We start from the raw sequence: 15,067 nt of genomic DNA, 5'->3' as shown, positions 1-15,067 counted from the left end.
AGGAGAGTACAACAGATGAAATCACTTGAAACAGAAAAGCTTTGTATTGGCTATCATGACCGTTTGATTGTAGACGATTTAAATATCAGCATCCCAAAAGGCAAGGTGACCACATTAATTGGGCCGAATGGGTGCGGGAAGTCAACGATTTTAAAAACAATGTCTCGTATTATGAAGTCCCATCAAGGTGCTGTTTATTTAAATGGCCAGGCGATCCATCAAACACCAACAAAAGAAATTTCAAAACAAATGGCTATCTTACCGCAGACGCCTGAAGCCCCAAGTGGTCTGACCGTTTATGAGCTTGTGTCATATGGACGTTTCCCACATCAAAATGGATTTGGCCGCTTATCAAATGAGGACAAACGAATCATCAGATGGGCACTTGAGGAGACGGGAATGATTGCATTTCATGACCGGCCAATTGAAGCACTCTCCGGTGGACAGCGTCAGCGGGTATGGATTGCGATGGCACTCGCTCAGGAAACAGAGCTGCTTTTATTAGACGAACCAACGACGTATTTAGATCTTGCTCATCAGCTGGAGATCCTTCAGCTATTAGAACGCTTAAACAGAGAGCAGGGCAGAACGGTGCTGATGGTGATTCATGACCTCAATCATGCTGCACGCTTTTCACATTACATGATTGCCCTCAATCAAGGGAAAGTCATTAAAGATGGTACGCCTCATGAAGTCATGACAAAAGAGGTGCTCAGTCAGGTGTTCCACATCGATGCAGAAATTGTTCTTGATCCGAGAACGAATAAGCCAATCTGTTTAACATATGACTTAATGAATCATGAAAGAAAGCTTGAAGCTGTGAACGGATAATAGATGGACAAAAAACTCGGTATGTATGACCGGGTTTTTTTGCATTTTTTGATATTACCTTGTGATGCCATTTTCTCCAGTTGATCTTTTTTCGCTTTTATGCAGAAAAGAGGTACTTTTTTACTTTGGACAATGGTAATATACGGTTAGAGATCATAGCTAGAAAGGAAAGAGATGCGTGGAAACAGCAAAAATATTGATTGCAGATGACGAAGAAGCAATTGTAAAAATGGTTGAACGCGTATTAAAAAAAGAAGGGTTTCAACATATTTATAAAGCCTATCATGCAGATGAAGCATTAGATATTGTCAAAAACGAGGACATCCACCTCTTACTTCTAGATGTGATGATGCCCGGTAAGTCAGGCTTTGATGTTCTGCCTGACATCAGGAAAATGACGAAGGCACCGATTTTCTATTTAACAGCAAGAACGTCTGATGTAGACAAATTGACTGGATTTGCACAAGGTGCAGACGATTACATCACAAAGCCATTTAATCCGTTAGAGCTAGTAGCTAGAATTAAGGCGCACTTAAACCGAACTTATATCTCCTTACAGGAGGAGCAGGAAGAAGCGCACAGTCAATATGAATATGCTCATTTCTCGTACCATCCTCATGCAGCCGAGTTGAAAGTAAGGGGAAAGGTGACAGCTTGCTCAGCTCAGCTTTTGTCCTTGCTGAAGTATTTTTGTGACCATCCGAATGTGGTACTTTCAAAAGATCAAATCTATGAGAAAGTATGGGGTGTTCCGTCATATGGTGACAACAACACCGTCATGGTTCATATCCGAAAGCTGAGAGAAAAAATAGAGTTAGATCCAAGCCAGCCTGAATATATTGTGACGATCCGTGGTATGGGCTATAAGTTCATTCCGCAACCTGTGAAGGTTCTTCAATAGTTTATGAATTTACGAACAAAACTTTTCTTTCACTTTGTCGGACAAATGTTTATTGTCATCGTCATTCTAACGATCGGGCAAACATTCTCTGAAAATCTTTATTTTCAAAAGCGCTATGAGAATATGACTGAAACTGGTTTAACGAAGGCAGATGGAGATACACTCATGAGCTGGCTTTATTTTAACGAGGATGGAAAAATGGAAGCCGATGATCAGCTCAAACAAGCAGTGGAAAAACGTGATGGCTGGCTACAAGTGATTGATTCCAAAAAACGCAACGTCTATAGCTATCAACTCCCTAAAAACATTCCAACATCCTATCAAAAGGATGAAATGATCAAGATCTTTGAAAAAAGACAATTTAAAGATTACAAGATGTACTTCTGGCCAATTGAGATTGATCAAGAAAGCTTTATCGTCTTATATGGATTTAAAACGAACAGCACAAAGGTAGCCAATTATCTCAAGCAGCATGAAAAAAACCTGGCTGCATTGTCTCAATATTCGGTTGAAACAAAAGAATTTTTGAAAAGAATGAATGGATCGGTGCATCTGTTTAATGAAGAAGGAAAATACTTAAAAGGTATCCGAGCCAAAAATAATTTGAAAAATAACGTAACGGATGTTGAACTGCTCAAGTATCAATCAAAGCCTTGGGAGTTTAGAAGTGACCTGTCGTATATCAAAGTGAATAAGGATTTGTATATGATTGTTTCGGTGCCAAACAAAGTATACAGCCCAGACGAGCTTTATGATAAAGAGACAGAGGCTTTAAACCAATATACAACGCTTTTGATTGCAGGTCTTGCGCTTACGATTATTATCGTTATGACATTATGGTACTCGTATCGCTATGGGCTACCGATCTATCACATTATCCGCTGGCTGATTTTCTTATCAAGAAATAAGTTGCAGGAGCCAACAAATAGAAAAGGTATTCCAGTAAGTAAAAATAAAAAGGGCCGTATTAAGCGGGAGTACCGGCTGTTTGAGGATATCCTCAAAACAATGGATCAGCTCACCAATACGTTAAAAGAGAATGAAGCAAACCGAAGAAAAATTCAAACCACAAGGGAAGAATGGATCGCAGGGCTGTCTCATGATCTAAAAACGCCTCTTAGCACGATTTACGGCTATGGATTAATGCTAGAATCAGATCAATACCAATGGTCCAAGGAAGAAGTCATGGAAATGGGACAAGTCATTCGTGAGAAATCAGAATACATGTCGACCTTGATTGAGGATTTAAACCTCACGTATCGATTGAAAAATGGTGCATTGCCTATTAATCGAAAACCTGTTGAGCTTGGTGAATTTTTAGCCTCCATTATGGACGAGTTTTCAAGAAGCACGCTTTCAGAAGATTATTTATCATCCTTTGAAGATCAAACAGAGGGTGTCATGTTTGAGATCGATAAAGCCTGGTTTAGACGAGTCATTGAGAACCTGCTGGCGAACGCAGTGAAGCATAACCAGAAAGGTACTCTTATTCAAGCTGTTCTATCTGAAACAAATGATGAAGTTCGGATCGAAATGAAAGATAACGGACGCGGAATGGCGCAAGAAACGGTGGATCATTTATTTAATCGTTACTATAGAGGGACAAATACGAATGATCCAACAAATGGAACAGGATTAGGACTGGCGATTGCAAAAGAGCTTGTCTTGCTACACGATGGCGATATTCAAGTAGAAAGTGAATTAGGTCAAGGAACAACTATTGCGATTATCCTAAAGAAAACACCCTCTGTAAAATAACCAAAAAACGATTTTCTTTTCTAAAGGAGATCGTTTTTTCTTGTTTTAGGATTGAAATCAATTTTGTAAACGATTACAATAAAATTGTTAACGTGAACAAATTGATTTTCATCATTATAAGAGATGGGGGAGTTTGATGAAAGCCTTTTTAGATGAGCAGTTTTTATTAAACAGTCAAACGGCGGAAAAGCTATACCATGAGTTTGCAAAGAACCTTCCGATTATTGATTACCATTGTCATTTAAGTCCAAAAGAAATCTATGAAAATAAAACGTTCCGAAATATAACCGAAGCATGGCTTTACGGGGATCATTACAAATGGCGCGCCATGAGAGCAAATGGGATACCTGAAACACATATCACAGGGGATGCCTCAGATGATGAGAAATTTTTAGCATGGGCGAAAACTGTTCCGATGACGATTGGAAATCCTCTCTATCACTGGACCCATCTAGAGCTAAGACGATATTTTGATGTTGAAGAACTTTTGAATGAAGAAAGCGCAGACATCATCTGGAAAAAAGTAAATGAAAAGTTGCAAGGAGATGGATTTGGTGCGAGAGATTTCATTGTGAAATCAAATGTTGAAACGGTTGTGACGACAGACGATCCGGTTGATTCGTTGATTTATCACCAACAACTGCGGGAAGAAGGCTTTTCTGTGCAAGTACTGCCAGGGTTTCGGCCAGATAAGGCATTAGATATCACAAATGACTTGTTTATCGAGTATGTTCATCAGCTAGCGGAGGTTTCATCTATCAAGATCGAATCCTATCAAGACTTCATAAAAGCACTTCATATGCGAATCGATTTCTTTCATGAACAGGGCTGTTTGATTTCAGATCATGCCATCAATGAAATGACGTACGAAGACACGACGGAAGAAGAAGCTACGATCATTTTTCATAAAAGAATGTCTGGACATCCATTGACGGAAAAGGAGAAGGTTCAATTTAAAACACACACATTCATTGAACTAGGTCAGGCATATGCTCAGCGGGGATGGGCGATGCAGCTTCATATCAATGCGCTCAGAAACAACAACTCGAAAATGTTTGAGCGGCTTGGACCAGATACCGGATATGATGCAATGAATGATGAAGACATTGCAAAACCTCTTTGCCGCGTATTAGATCGGTTAGAACAAGCACATGCATTGCCAAAAACCATCCTCTATTCCTTGAATCCAAGGGACAATGTGGTGATTTCAACGATAGCTGGAAGTTTTCAAGATGGAAAGACTCCTGGGAAAATGCAGCATGGAACAGCCTGGTGGTTTAATGATACAAAGCAGGGAATGACAGAGCAGATGATGGCACTTTCCAGTATCGGACTGATCAGCCGATTTATTGGGATGCTGACAGATTCACGAAGCTTCCTGTCTTACACAAGACATGAATATTTTCGTAGACTGTTATGTGACATCATTGGAGATTGGGTGGAAAAAGGTGAAGCGCCTAATGATCTCAATTTGCTAGGGGGAATGGTAAAAGGAATCAGCTATGAAAATGCAAAGCAGTATTTTCAATTTGAACGGGCAAATGAGCTTTCGCATAAAAGCAAGATGATATGAACAAAAAGCAAGAATATGAAAGCGTTTTTATGATAAGATGATAAAAAATCATAAAAGGCGGAATAGCATGACAGTCACAATCAAAGATATAGCAAAATTGGCAAACGTTTCTCATACCACAGTATCAAGGGCTTTGAATAACAGTCCTTTTATTAAAGAGAAAACAAAACAAAACATCTTGTCGATTGCAAAACAGCTGAATTACTCACCGAATGTCCATGCCAGAGGCCTTGTCTCGCAAAAATCATTTACAATTGGTCTGTTTTTTACGAGTTTAACAGAAGGCACATCCTCAAGTTTCTTTGTTGATGCATTAAAAGGCGTCAACAGTGTAATAACAGAAAACTATCATTTGGTTGTAAGAGGAATTGACGATTTTCACGATTACACAACCATTCATAAACAGCGGTATGATGGTATTTTGCTTATGAGCCAAAGCGAGCATGATGAAGCGTTTATCCATCATGTGAAAAAACAGGGCATTCCCATTATTGTACTGAATCGCCGTGTAGAAAGTAATCAAGTGATGAATATATTAGCGGATGATGGTGAAGGGGCATACCAAGCTGCACACTATTTCATTCAGCAGGGGCATAAACAAATTGCCATTATTGAAGGGAAAGAAGGGTTTAAATCCACACAGGAAAGAAAAGCTGGTTTTTTGCAAGCACTCATTGACCATCATGTACCCATGAAGAAGGAATACATGATCACAGGCGACTATCATATGAAGAGCGGCTATGAATCAATGGAAGCCTTACTCACTCTTGATGATCCGCCAACTGCCCTTTTTTGCTCAAACGATGACATGGCGATTGGTGCGATGAATGCATTGTTTGCAAAAGGTAAAAGGTGTCCTGATGATCTCTCTATTATCGGTTTTGATGATATTTCATTTTCATCTTATACAACGCCTGCCCTCACAACAGTCAAAAAGCCAATTGAAAAAATGTGTGCGCTTGGAGCAGAAGCGATCCTTTCAGTCATCAACGGTGAAAAGCAAGAAGACGATCATCTGGAAAAAGTGTATGTCCACACAGAGCTGATGATTAGAGATTCAGTAAAAAAGGTGCAGTAATCAGCATCTTTTAAATGAAAATGTTCACGTGTGCAAAAAATGCGGGGAGGAAAAGCGTTTGAGACGATTATCCAAAGATGTGTACCCAGTGGCTGAATATCCTGAAACCATTCTACAAATTGGCGAAGGGAACTTTATGCGGGGATTTATGAATTGGCAGATCCAGAAGTTAAACGACTGTACAGATTTTAAAGGAAGAGCAGTGGTTGTTCCTCCTCGAAAAGGATCAGTGACCGCTCTAAATGAACAAGATGGTTTGTACACTTTATGTATTCAAGGGTTTCATGACCAAAAAGAAATGAACGAACGGATCGTCATTCAATCCATCAGCAGGGGAATCAGCACATATACAGATTATGAAGCCTTTTTACATGTAGCGGAAAGTCCTGATGTGCGCTTTGTCTTTTCTAATACAACAGAGGCAGGACTTGTGTTAAGAAAAGAGGACCGATTAGAAGATCGGCCGCAAGCAAGTTTTCCAGGAAAGCTGACAGCCTTCTTGTATCACCGCTTCAAAGCTTTTTCTGGAGATGAGAAAAAGGGCTTGATCATTTTACCTTGTGAATTGATTGAACAAAACGGTGATCGATTAAGAGAATATGTGATCACAATGGCAGCTGAGTGGAATCTTCCGCCTGATTTTGTGGCTTGGGTCAAGGAAGCCAACACGTTCTGTAATACGTTAGTTGATCGGATTGTCCCAGGATTTTCTCAGAAAGCAGCGGAGACTGTTCAAAAAGAAGAGGGGTATATTGATGAATTGCTTGTCACGGCAGAATATTATCACCTGTTTGTCATTGAAGCACCTCCGTTTGTTCAAAAAGAGCTTCCTTTTCAAGAAGCAGGGTTAAACGTACTTTTTGTGGAAGATATCGCTCCCTATCGTATGAGCAAGGTTCGCATTTTAAACGGTGCGCATACAGCGATGGTGCCGATTGCATATTCATGTGGCTTGGATACTGTCAAAAAAGCGGTGGATGATGAGCATGTTGGTGTGTTCATTCGCCGCATGCTTGAGGAGGAAGTGCTGCCAAGTTTGCCACTTCCTGAAGAAGAGCTGCTGCTTTATACACAATCCGTTTGGGATCGATTCTGCAACCCTTTTGTCAAACATCAATTACTCGATATTGCCTTAAATGGTGTATCTAAATTTCGGGCACGTATTCTCCCGTCTCTTCTAGATTATATAGAGCTAAAAAAACAGTTGCCTACGAAACTTATGTTCTCACTGAGCAGTTTGATTTATTTTTATCAAATCCAAGCAGAGCAAATAAAGGATGATGAGTCTGTGATGACATTCATGAAGGAAGCATGGGAGGAAGTGGAACATTCCTATGAATTAATGGTCGATCGACTTCTTTCAAACGAAGTTTTATGGGGGATGGATTTGACGAGGATCGCAGGGCTGAAGGATGCAGTAGCCGAGCAGCTCACCTGCATTCATGAAAATGGCATGAGAGCTGCTGTTCACCAAATACTTCAATATGAAAGTCAGGGGGAGAAGGTATGAGAGACTTTGTTGTGATTCATCCTTCAGATAATGTTGGCATCGCTTTAAAAGTGCTTGAGCAAGGCGAAGAGCTTCAGCACCAAGGACATACAATCATTTTAAAAGAAACCGTTGCTAAAGGTCATAAATTTGCATTGGCTGAGATCAAAGAAAAAGAGAATATCATCAAATATGGCTACCCCATTGGTCATGCATCCACTGCGATTTCGACTGGAGAATGGGTGCATACGCACAATATCAAAACGAATCTATCAGGTAAGCTCGATTACGAATACCGACCTTCTTTAACAGAAAACCCCTATGAAAAAACGAATCTGACATTCAAAGGGTATAAACGAAAAAATGGCGCAAGTGGTATACGAAATGAGCTTTGGATTGTCCCAACAGTTGGGTGTGTCAATGGCATTGCCGATCAAATCATTCAAATATTTACTGCTGAAATGGGGGGAAGCATCCATCCTTTTGAAACGGCGTTAGTATTAAAGCACAATTATGGGTGCTCCCAACTTGGGGATGATCATGAAAACACAAAAACCATCTTACAAAATGCCGTAAAGCACCCGAATGCTGGAGGGGTTCTCGTTCTAGGGCTTGGCTGTGAAAACAATGACATTGAGGATTTTAAAGCTACATTAGGGGAGTATGACCAGACGAGGGTGAAATTTTTAAGAAGCCAAGAAGTAGGGGATGAGATTGAGACAGGTGTCGCTTTGCTCAAGGAAATTTATGACGCAGCGAAAGAAGATCAGCGTGAAGACATTCCGTTATCTGAGCTGAAAATTGGGTTGAAATGCGGAGGATCAGATGGGTTTTCAGGCATTACCGCAAATCCACTTTTAGGCAGACTGTCCGATTTTATTGTGGCTCAAGGAGGGACCACCGTTTTAACAGAAGTACCGGAAATGTTCGGGGCTGAAACGATCTTAATGGAGAGAGCGGAATCAAAAGCGACATTCGACAGTATTGTGCAGATGATCAATGATTTTAAACAATACTTTATGGATCATCGACAGCCAGTATATGAAAATCCTTCCCCGGGAAATAAAGCAGGAGGAATTTCGACATTAGAAGATAAATCTCTCGGCTGCACACAAAAAGCGGGTACTTCCGTTATAAAGGATGTTTTAACATACGGGGAGCTACTAAAACGAAAAGGATTGAATTTATTAAGTGCGCCTGGGAATGATTTGGTTGCTTCATCTGCTCTCGCAGCGTCTGGCTGTCAGCTCGTCCTCTTTACAACAGGCAGAGGCACACCGTTTGGCACATTTGTTCCAACGATGAAGGTATCGACCAATACCGCTTTATATGAAACAAAAAAACATTGGATCGACTTTAATGCGGGGGAATTGCTTGAAGATGTACCAGAAGATGTGGTGCTAGAGAAATTCATTGCCACGGTGATTGATGTGGCGAGTGGAAAGCTGTTAAATCATGAAAAAAACAATTTTAGAGAGCTGGCCATTTTTAAAACAGGTGTGACACTTTAAGGCGTCTGGGGGATGAGGAAATGTCTAAAAAATGGAATTTGATGTATGTGACAGCAGGAACAGTACTAACAGGAATTGGACTCGCACGTTTAGCAAAGCAAGGGAAAAAAGACAAAGAAACAGATGGTATAGATCATGTGTTAAAGCAGATAAAAGCGCCAAAGTTCCCAGATCGTGAATTCAATGTCATTCATTATGGTGCAGATAACAAAGGGATAGAGCTTTCGACAAATGCTATTCAGTCTGCCATCGATGATGCACATCGTTTGAAAGGAGGGCGTGTGCTGATTCCTGAAGGGACATTTTTGACAGGCGCTCTTGAATTGAAAAGCAATGTAGAGCTTCATCTTCATGAAAACGCCTATGTGAGCTTCAGCCAAGATACACGTGATTATCTCCCACTTGTTCTAACAAGATATGAAGGAATTGAGCTTTATAATTATTCACCACTTATTTATGCCCATCATGCAGAAAACATCGCGATTACAGGAGCAGGCACGCTGGACGGGAGGGGCGATGAACACCACTGGTGGCCTTGGAAGTATGGAACAAATGGTCAACCCTCTCAAGATCGGGATCGACAGCTTCTTTTTGAAATGGCTGAAAAAAGAATACCAGTGGAAGAAAGGGTGTTTGGCGAAGGACATTATTTAAGATCAAGCTTTATCCAGCCATACAATTGCCAAAACATTCTCATTGAAGGAGTAACAGTAAAGGATTCACCGATGTGGCAAGTCCATCCGGTGTTAAGTGAAAACGTCATCGTCCGTGGGGTGAATATCATCGGTCATGGCCCAAATACAGATGGTGTGAATCCAGAGTCGTGCCGACATGTGCTCATTGAAGATTGTTATTTTGATAATGGCGATGATTGTATTGCCATTAAATCGGGCAGAAATGAGGACGGCCGGAGAATCGGTGTTCCATCTGAAAATATCGTCATTCGTAGAAATACGATGCGTGATGGTCATGGCGGAGTAACGATCGGGAGTGAAATCTCTGGAGGCGTCAAGTATGTATATGCAGAGGATAATGTCATGGACAGTCCGAACCTCGACAGGGCATTGCGCATTAAGACCAACTCTGTCAGGGGCGGTACCATTGAACACATCTATTTTAAAAACAATCTAGTGAAAAGCTTAAAGCATGAGGTGGTCTGTATCGACATGATGTATGAGGAAGGGGATGCCGGTCCGCATAGACCTGTAGTCCGTCATATTGAAGTAGAAGGATTAAAAAGCAGCGGAGGGCGATATGGTGTCAAGATCGCCGCATACTCACATTCCCCGGTCACACACTTTAAAATGAAAGACTGTGTCATTGAGGATGTCACGTACCCTCTTTCATTGGAACATGCAGTATCTCCTTCATTTCAGAAAGTTGTCATTAATGGTGAACATATCAACCAATAGCGGAAGTGAAAACAGCCACGTCAAAGGCTGTTTTTCTTTTACAAGGACAGACAAGACGTATTCGGAATCACATATACAACCTATCTGCACTGTAGTATAATATTCCCGAAATTAGAAAAGAATTGACGAAAGAGATGACGTCAAGCAGTACATAAAGCAGGGGGTTTATTGATGAAAAAGTTAACTGGTATTTGGCTATCATTGTTACTTGTGATCGGTGTTTTAGCAGGGTGTGCAGGTGCGGAAACGGACCAAAAAACAAACAGTTCAAAGCCTAAAGAGACAGCGGCTGCAGCATTTCCTGTATCCATCAAAGATGCAGCTGGTAAAACAGTTGAAATCAAAGAACAGCCTAAACGAATTGTTTCGTTAATTCCAAGTAATACAGAGGTTGCCTATGCCCTTGGTCTTGGAGATAAAATCGTTGGTAGATCAGACTTTGACAACTATCCAAAGGAAGTAGAAAAGGTGGAGAAGATTGGCGGTCTTGATTTCAATGTAGAGAAGGTTATTTCCTTAAAGCCTGATCTTGTCTTAGCACATGCATCACAAATGAGCTCAAAAGACGGATTTAAACAGCTTGAAGATGCAGGTATTCAAGTGCTGACTGTTAATGATGCAGCTTCCTTCAAAGATGTGTATAAGTCTATTAATATGATTGGTGAAGCAGCTGGCGTAAAAGAGGCATCAACGAAGCTTGTAGATGAGATGAAATCAAAACTGAATGACATCAAAAAACAAGCAGAATCCATCTCCAAAGACAAACAAAAAACAGTTTTTGTCGAAGTATCAGGTGCGCCTGAAATTTATACAACAGGTAAACAAACGTTTATGGACGAAATGTTGTCTGTCATTCATGCAAAAAATGCTGCTGGCGACCAAATAGGCTGGGTGCAAATGACGGAAGAATCAATTATTAAACGAAATCCTGATGCTATTGTTACGATTGATGGCGCAAGTTTAGCTGATCTGAAAAAAAGAGACGGCTGGAAGGCGATCAAAGCAGTCAAAGAAAAACAAGTCTTTCAATTGAATACGGATCTGGCATCACGACCGGGACCGCGATTGGTTGAAGGAGTGGAGGCTCTTGCGAAAAGCATCTATCCTGACACGTTCAAATAAAATCATCATCGCATACACAGCAAGTGCTTTACTTCTTGTGGTGAGCATTGGAATGGGAATCTCATTTGGCAGTTTAGGGATTCCCATTCCTTCTATACTTCGGATCTTTGTTCATGAAGTATTTGGAATTCAGGCCGGAACCATTGATGCAATTGACCGCAATATTATGATGAATATCCGGCTGCCGAGAGTGATATTAGCGGCGTTAGTCGGAGCAGCTCTGGCGTTATCTGGTGCAGCCTTTCAAGGTTTATTAAAAAATCCCCTCGCTGACCCTTATACACTTGGGGTATCTCAAGGGGCATCTGTGGGGGCTGTAGCCACATTGTTTTTCAGTTTGCAGTTTCCTTTGCTTGGCAGTTTTACACTGCCTTTTTTGAGTATGACAACAGCGCTTGTCACACTATGTCTCGTCCTCTTTTTTGCCCGTCTGGTTCACCGAGGAATGAGCATTTCTTCTTTAATTTTGACGGGGGTCATCTTTAGCTCTTTTTTAGGAGCGCTCATTTCATTAATGATTGCGTTAACAGGTGATGATTTAAAAGAGATTATTCATTGGCTTCTAGGCAGTGTGTCTATGAGAGGCTGGCGATATATTGCTCTTTTCCTTCCTTTTTTCCTCATTGGTACATTTGCACTCATCCTGATGGGAAGAGATTTAAATGTGATGACATATGGCGAAGAAAAGGCAAAACTGTTAGGGGTGCATGTGAAACGGAGCAAATATGTGGTGTTGCTTGCTGGTTCGATTCTGACTGGAAGTGCGGTGGCTGTGTCAGGAACGATCGGATTTGTAGGACTGGTGATTCCACATTTTATCCGTCTTTTATCCATTACGGATCATCGTCATTTGCTGCCTTTGTCGATGCTGAATGGTGCTTCCTTTCTCGTTTTAGCAGATGTGCTCTCCCGTACGATCATTGAACCGACTGAATTGCCTATTGGCATCATTACGGCGTTAATTGGTGCTCCTGTCTTTGGCATCATCCTCATCCGCAGATATAGAGGAGGGACGCATCTATGATTCAAGTGAAGGAAGTTAGAGGAGGATATGGTGAAAAAGAGGTCATTCACGGCGTGAGTTTTGAAGTGGAGCGAGGGGAATTCCTCGGCATCCTTGGTCCGAATGGGAGCGGTAAGACGACGCTACTTAAAATGATCGCAGGTATTTTAGCACCTGAGAGCGGCCAAGTAACACTAAGTGGTCATCCAGTTCAATCCTACCGCCCAAAGGCACTTGCGCAAAAATTGGCGGTTCTCCCTCAGAAGACCGATCAAGCCTTTTCATTTACAGTGGAAGAAACGGTCCAGTTTGGGCGTTATCCTTATCAGAAAGGGTGGCTGCAATCTGTTACGAAAGAAGATATCGAGATTGTCAGCAAGGTGATGGACCAAACAGATATTGCGCAATTTAAGGATCAATCCATCCATGAGTTAAGCGGTGGAGAACAGCAGCGGGTTTACTTAGCTCAAGCGCTGGCTCAGTGCCCTGACTATTTATTGCTGGATGAACCAACCAGTTTTCTTGATTTAGCTTATCAAAAAGAGTTACTCGATTTGATTAAACAAGAGACCGCTTCCTCTAACTTAACGGTGATCGGTGTGTTTCATGATGTGAACATTGCCAGTTTGTATTGTGACCGTTTGCTTTTGCTGAATGAAGGAAAGACGGACATGCTGGGAGAACCGCATCATGTGTTGACCACCGAACGGGTGAACCGGGTGTATGAAACAGATGTAACACCTCTCCAACATCCACTGCGGGCAAACCCTCAGCTGGTAATTGAACCTGCGTCCATCTCTGAACATTCAAGGTTGAACTTAGCGGATGGGTGGAAAACATATGGCGCAAAAGGAATGACATTTTCTACTCATCATCCGTTGCGCATCCTTTCATCACATGAGAAAAGCGGGGGCTTCTTTTGGACACGGTCCCTTGGAACGGGAACTGAAGCACTCCAAGACATGCTGGATGATGAGGAAGGGTACTTATTTCTTGGTCAATCTGATGGGCCGAAGCAATACGCCGCTGAAGATGATGATGAAGATGTCCTTCTTTATGGGATGCATCAAGAAGGAGAGCTGTCCGTTTGGCTTGTGCTGAAAGGAACGATATCAGATGGTGCGTCTGTCCAGCTGATGGGCGAGCTGATGCACTTCATTAAACAAGAGACAAGTATCCAGGTACATCATCTTTGTATCGCTGCTGCCAATGCAGAAGAAAAGGAGCATACTGCTCATTTACATGAAAGAGTCAGACAGAAAGTGAAGCGTCTTCTTCATACATTGAATGCTATGAAAAAGTGAACCGGCTGGTTCGCTTTTTTTGTTGAAAACATCAACATCTACTTATGTCATCCACTGAATATTTGAAAAAAACGAAAAATGTGTTGCTAAATAAATCATATTGCTTTTATAATAAGAATCATGAAAGCGTTTTAATAATTAATTGTTTAAAAATGCAACAACCGGAAGGGGAGGATCATTTGAACATTCAAGGAATCATTCCAGCTATTTTGACACCGCTTACAGAAGAAGAGCATTTTCATCCAGAAGTGACAAAGCAACTTATTGATCATTTAATCGACTCAGGTGTGCACGGCATCTTTGCTTTAGGGACAAACGGCGAATTTCATTTGTTTTCAGAGGAAGAAAAGCTTCAAATTGCTGAAACTGTTGTAAAGGCTGCGGGCGGCAGGGTGCCTGTATACATGGGAGCAGGTGAGAATAGCACTAAGGCAACCATTAAGCTGTCAAACATGTTCGCAGATTTAGGCGTAGATGTCTTGTCGGTTATCACCCCTTATTTTGTTGCGCCATCACAAGAGGAGCTGTATGAGCATTTTCGTCATATTTCAGAGAATGTGACCATCCCCATTTTACTTTATAACATTCCATCAAGAACAGGTGTGTCACTTGCGCCAGAGACGGTTGCAAGGCTCAGCGTCCTACCGAATGTGTTAGGTATTAAAGACAGTAGTGGAGATATTGCCAATATCAAAGCGTATCTCGATGTCACAAAGGATGAAGAGTTTGTCGTGCTTGCAGGAACGGATTCCCTCATTTTAGAGACATTGAAGCTAGGCGGAACAGGTGCAGTGGCGGCAACGGCAAATGTGCTTCCCAAAACCGTCGTTGGCATTTATGAATCGTTTCAGCAAGGAAATCTTGACCAAAGTGAGCAATGTCAGCAGCAGCTGCAGCCGTTAAGAGCGACATTCACATTAGGAACGTTACCAGCACCTTTGAAAAAAGCAGCTGAACTTTCAGGGATTCCTGTAGGTCCGCCAAAAAGCCCGGTCAAAGCATTATCCGGCGAGGCTTTAGAAGCTGTGATGAACATGATGGAGAATTATCGGATACAAGCAAAAGCAGCAAAGGAGTCGTGAAGA

At 41.5% G+C, this 15,067-nt stretch carries 12 protein-coding genes; all 12 read left to right on the top strand.

Features of this window, described 5'->3' with window-relative positions; all coding sequences use genetic code 11:
* Nucleotides 1–15 precede the first annotated feature (15 nt).
* The 12 genes from ID12_RS01260 (at nucleotide 16) to dapA (ending at nucleotide 15,064) form a co-directional block, all read left to right on the top strand.
* Nucleotides 16–831, top strand: a complete 816-nt coding sequence (locus tag ID12_RS01260) for an ABC transporter ATP-binding protein (RefSeq protein ID WP_017368048.1) — start codon at nucleotides 16–18, stop codon at nucleotides 829–831.
* 178 nt (nucleotides 832–1,009) lie between these two features.
* Nucleotides 1,010–1,732 carry a response regulator transcription factor gene (locus ID12_RS01255; protein WP_017359250.1) on the top strand — a complete coding sequence of 241 codons (723 nt, stop codon included), beginning with the start codon at nucleotides 1,010–1,012 and terminating at the stop codon, nucleotides 1,730–1,732.
* A 3-nt stretch (nucleotides 1,733–1,735) separates the two neighbouring features.
* Complete coding sequence (locus ID12_RS01250) at nucleotides 1,736–3,490, top strand: HAMP domain-containing sensor histidine kinase (RefSeq protein WP_017359251.1); 1,755 nt, start codon at nucleotides 1,736–1,738, stop codon at nucleotides 3,488–3,490.
* 136 nt (nucleotides 3,491–3,626) lie between these two features.
* Nucleotides 3,627–5,063, top strand: coding sequence for a glucuronate isomerase (gene uxaC, locus ID12_RS01245; protein ID WP_017359252.1), 1,437 nt, complete (start codon nucleotides 3,627–3,629; stop codon nucleotides 5,061–5,063).
* A gap of 67 nt (nucleotides 5,064–5,130) precedes the next feature.
* Complete coding sequence (locus tag ID12_RS01240; protein WP_017359253.1) at nucleotides 5,131–6,141, top strand: LacI family DNA-binding transcriptional regulator; 1,011 nt, start codon at nucleotides 5,131–5,133, stop codon at nucleotides 6,139–6,141.
* A 58-nt stretch (nucleotides 6,142–6,199) separates the two neighbouring features.
* Entirely contained in the window at nucleotides 6,200–7,651 is a 1,452-nt protein-coding gene (locus ID12_RS01235) for a tagaturonate reductase (RefSeq protein ID WP_048002133.1), read from the top strand.
* Entirely contained in the window at nucleotides 7,648–9,141 is a 1,494-nt protein-coding gene (locus ID12_RS01230; RefSeq protein WP_048002134.1) for a UxaA family hydrolase, read from the top strand. The genes ID12_RS01235 and ID12_RS01230 overlap by 4 nt, the downstream gene beginning before the upstream one ends.
* A gap of 20 nt (nucleotides 9,142–9,161) precedes the next feature.
* Nucleotides 9,162–10,553, top strand: a complete 1,392-nt coding sequence (locus ID12_RS01225; RefSeq protein ID WP_048002135.1) for a glycoside hydrolase family 28 protein — start codon at nucleotides 9,162–9,164, stop codon at nucleotides 10,551–10,553.
* A gap of 171 nt (nucleotides 10,554–10,724) precedes the next feature.
* Complete coding sequence (locus tag ID12_RS01220; protein WP_048002136.1) at nucleotides 10,725–11,675, top strand: ABC transporter substrate-binding protein; 951 nt, start codon at nucleotides 10,725–10,727, stop codon at nucleotides 11,673–11,675.
* On the top strand, nucleotides 11,641–12,699 hold the full coding sequence (locus ID12_RS01215) for a FecCD family ABC transporter permease (protein ID WP_017359258.1): 1,059 nt from the start codon (nucleotides 11,641–11,643) through the stop codon (nucleotides 12,697–12,699). The genes ID12_RS01220 and ID12_RS01215 overlap by 35 nt, the downstream gene beginning before the upstream one ends.
* Nucleotides 12,696–13,982 carry a heme ABC transporter ATP-binding protein gene (locus tag ID12_RS01210; RefSeq protein ID WP_017359259.1) on the top strand — a complete coding sequence of 429 codons (1,287 nt, stop codon included), beginning with the start codon at nucleotides 12,696–12,698 and terminating at the stop codon, nucleotides 13,980–13,982. The genes ID12_RS01215 and ID12_RS01210 overlap by 4 nt, the downstream gene beginning before the upstream one ends.
* Before the next feature lie 179 nt (nucleotides 13,983–14,161).
* On the top strand, nucleotides 14,162–15,064 hold the full coding sequence (gene dapA / locus ID12_RS01205) for a 4-hydroxy-tetrahydrodipicolinate synthase (RefSeq protein WP_017359260.1): 903 nt from the start codon (nucleotides 14,162–14,164) through the stop codon (nucleotides 15,062–15,064).
* Nucleotides 15,065–15,067 lie beyond the last annotated feature (3 nt).

The sequence above is a fragment of the Bacillus altitudinis genome (genome assembly GCF_001191605.1).
GTDB lineage: Bacteria > Bacillota > Bacilli > Bacillales > Bacillaceae > Bacillus > Bacillus altitudinis.
This window is presented reverse-complemented; position numbering and strand designations above follow the sequence as displayed.

Excerpts from the sequence above, each read along its gene's own strand:
- ID12_RS01260 (WP_017368048.1), top strand. The coding sequence starts at position 16 with ATGAAATCACTTGAAACAGAAAAGCTTTGTATTGGCTATCATGACCGT.
- ID12_RS01250 (WP_017359251.1), top strand. The coding sequence starts at position 1,736 with ATGAATTTACGAACAAAACTTTTCTTTCACTTTGTCGGACAAATGTTT.
- uxaC (WP_017359252.1), top strand. The coding sequence starts at position 3,627 with ATGAAAGCCTTTTTAGATGAGCAGTTTTTATTAAACAGTCAAACGGCG.
- ID12_RS01240 (WP_017359253.1), top strand. The coding sequence starts at position 5,131 with ATGACAGTCACAATCAAAGATATAGCAAAATTGGCAAACGTTTCTCAT.
- ID12_RS01230 (WP_048002134.1), top strand. The coding sequence starts at position 7,648 with ATGAGAGACTTTGTTGTGATTCATCCTTCAGATAATGTTGGCATCGCT.
- ID12_RS01225 (WP_048002135.1), top strand. The coding sequence starts at position 9,162 with ATGTCTAAAAAATGGAATTTGATGTATGTGACAGCAGGAACAGTACTA.
- ID12_RS01220 (WP_048002136.1), top strand. The coding sequence starts at position 10,725 with ATGAAAAAGTTAACTGGTATTTGGCTATCATTGTTACTTGTGATCGGT.
- ID12_RS01210 (WP_017359259.1), top strand. The coding sequence starts at position 12,696 with ATGATTCAAGTGAAGGAAGTTAGAGGAGGATATGGTGAAAAAGAGGTC.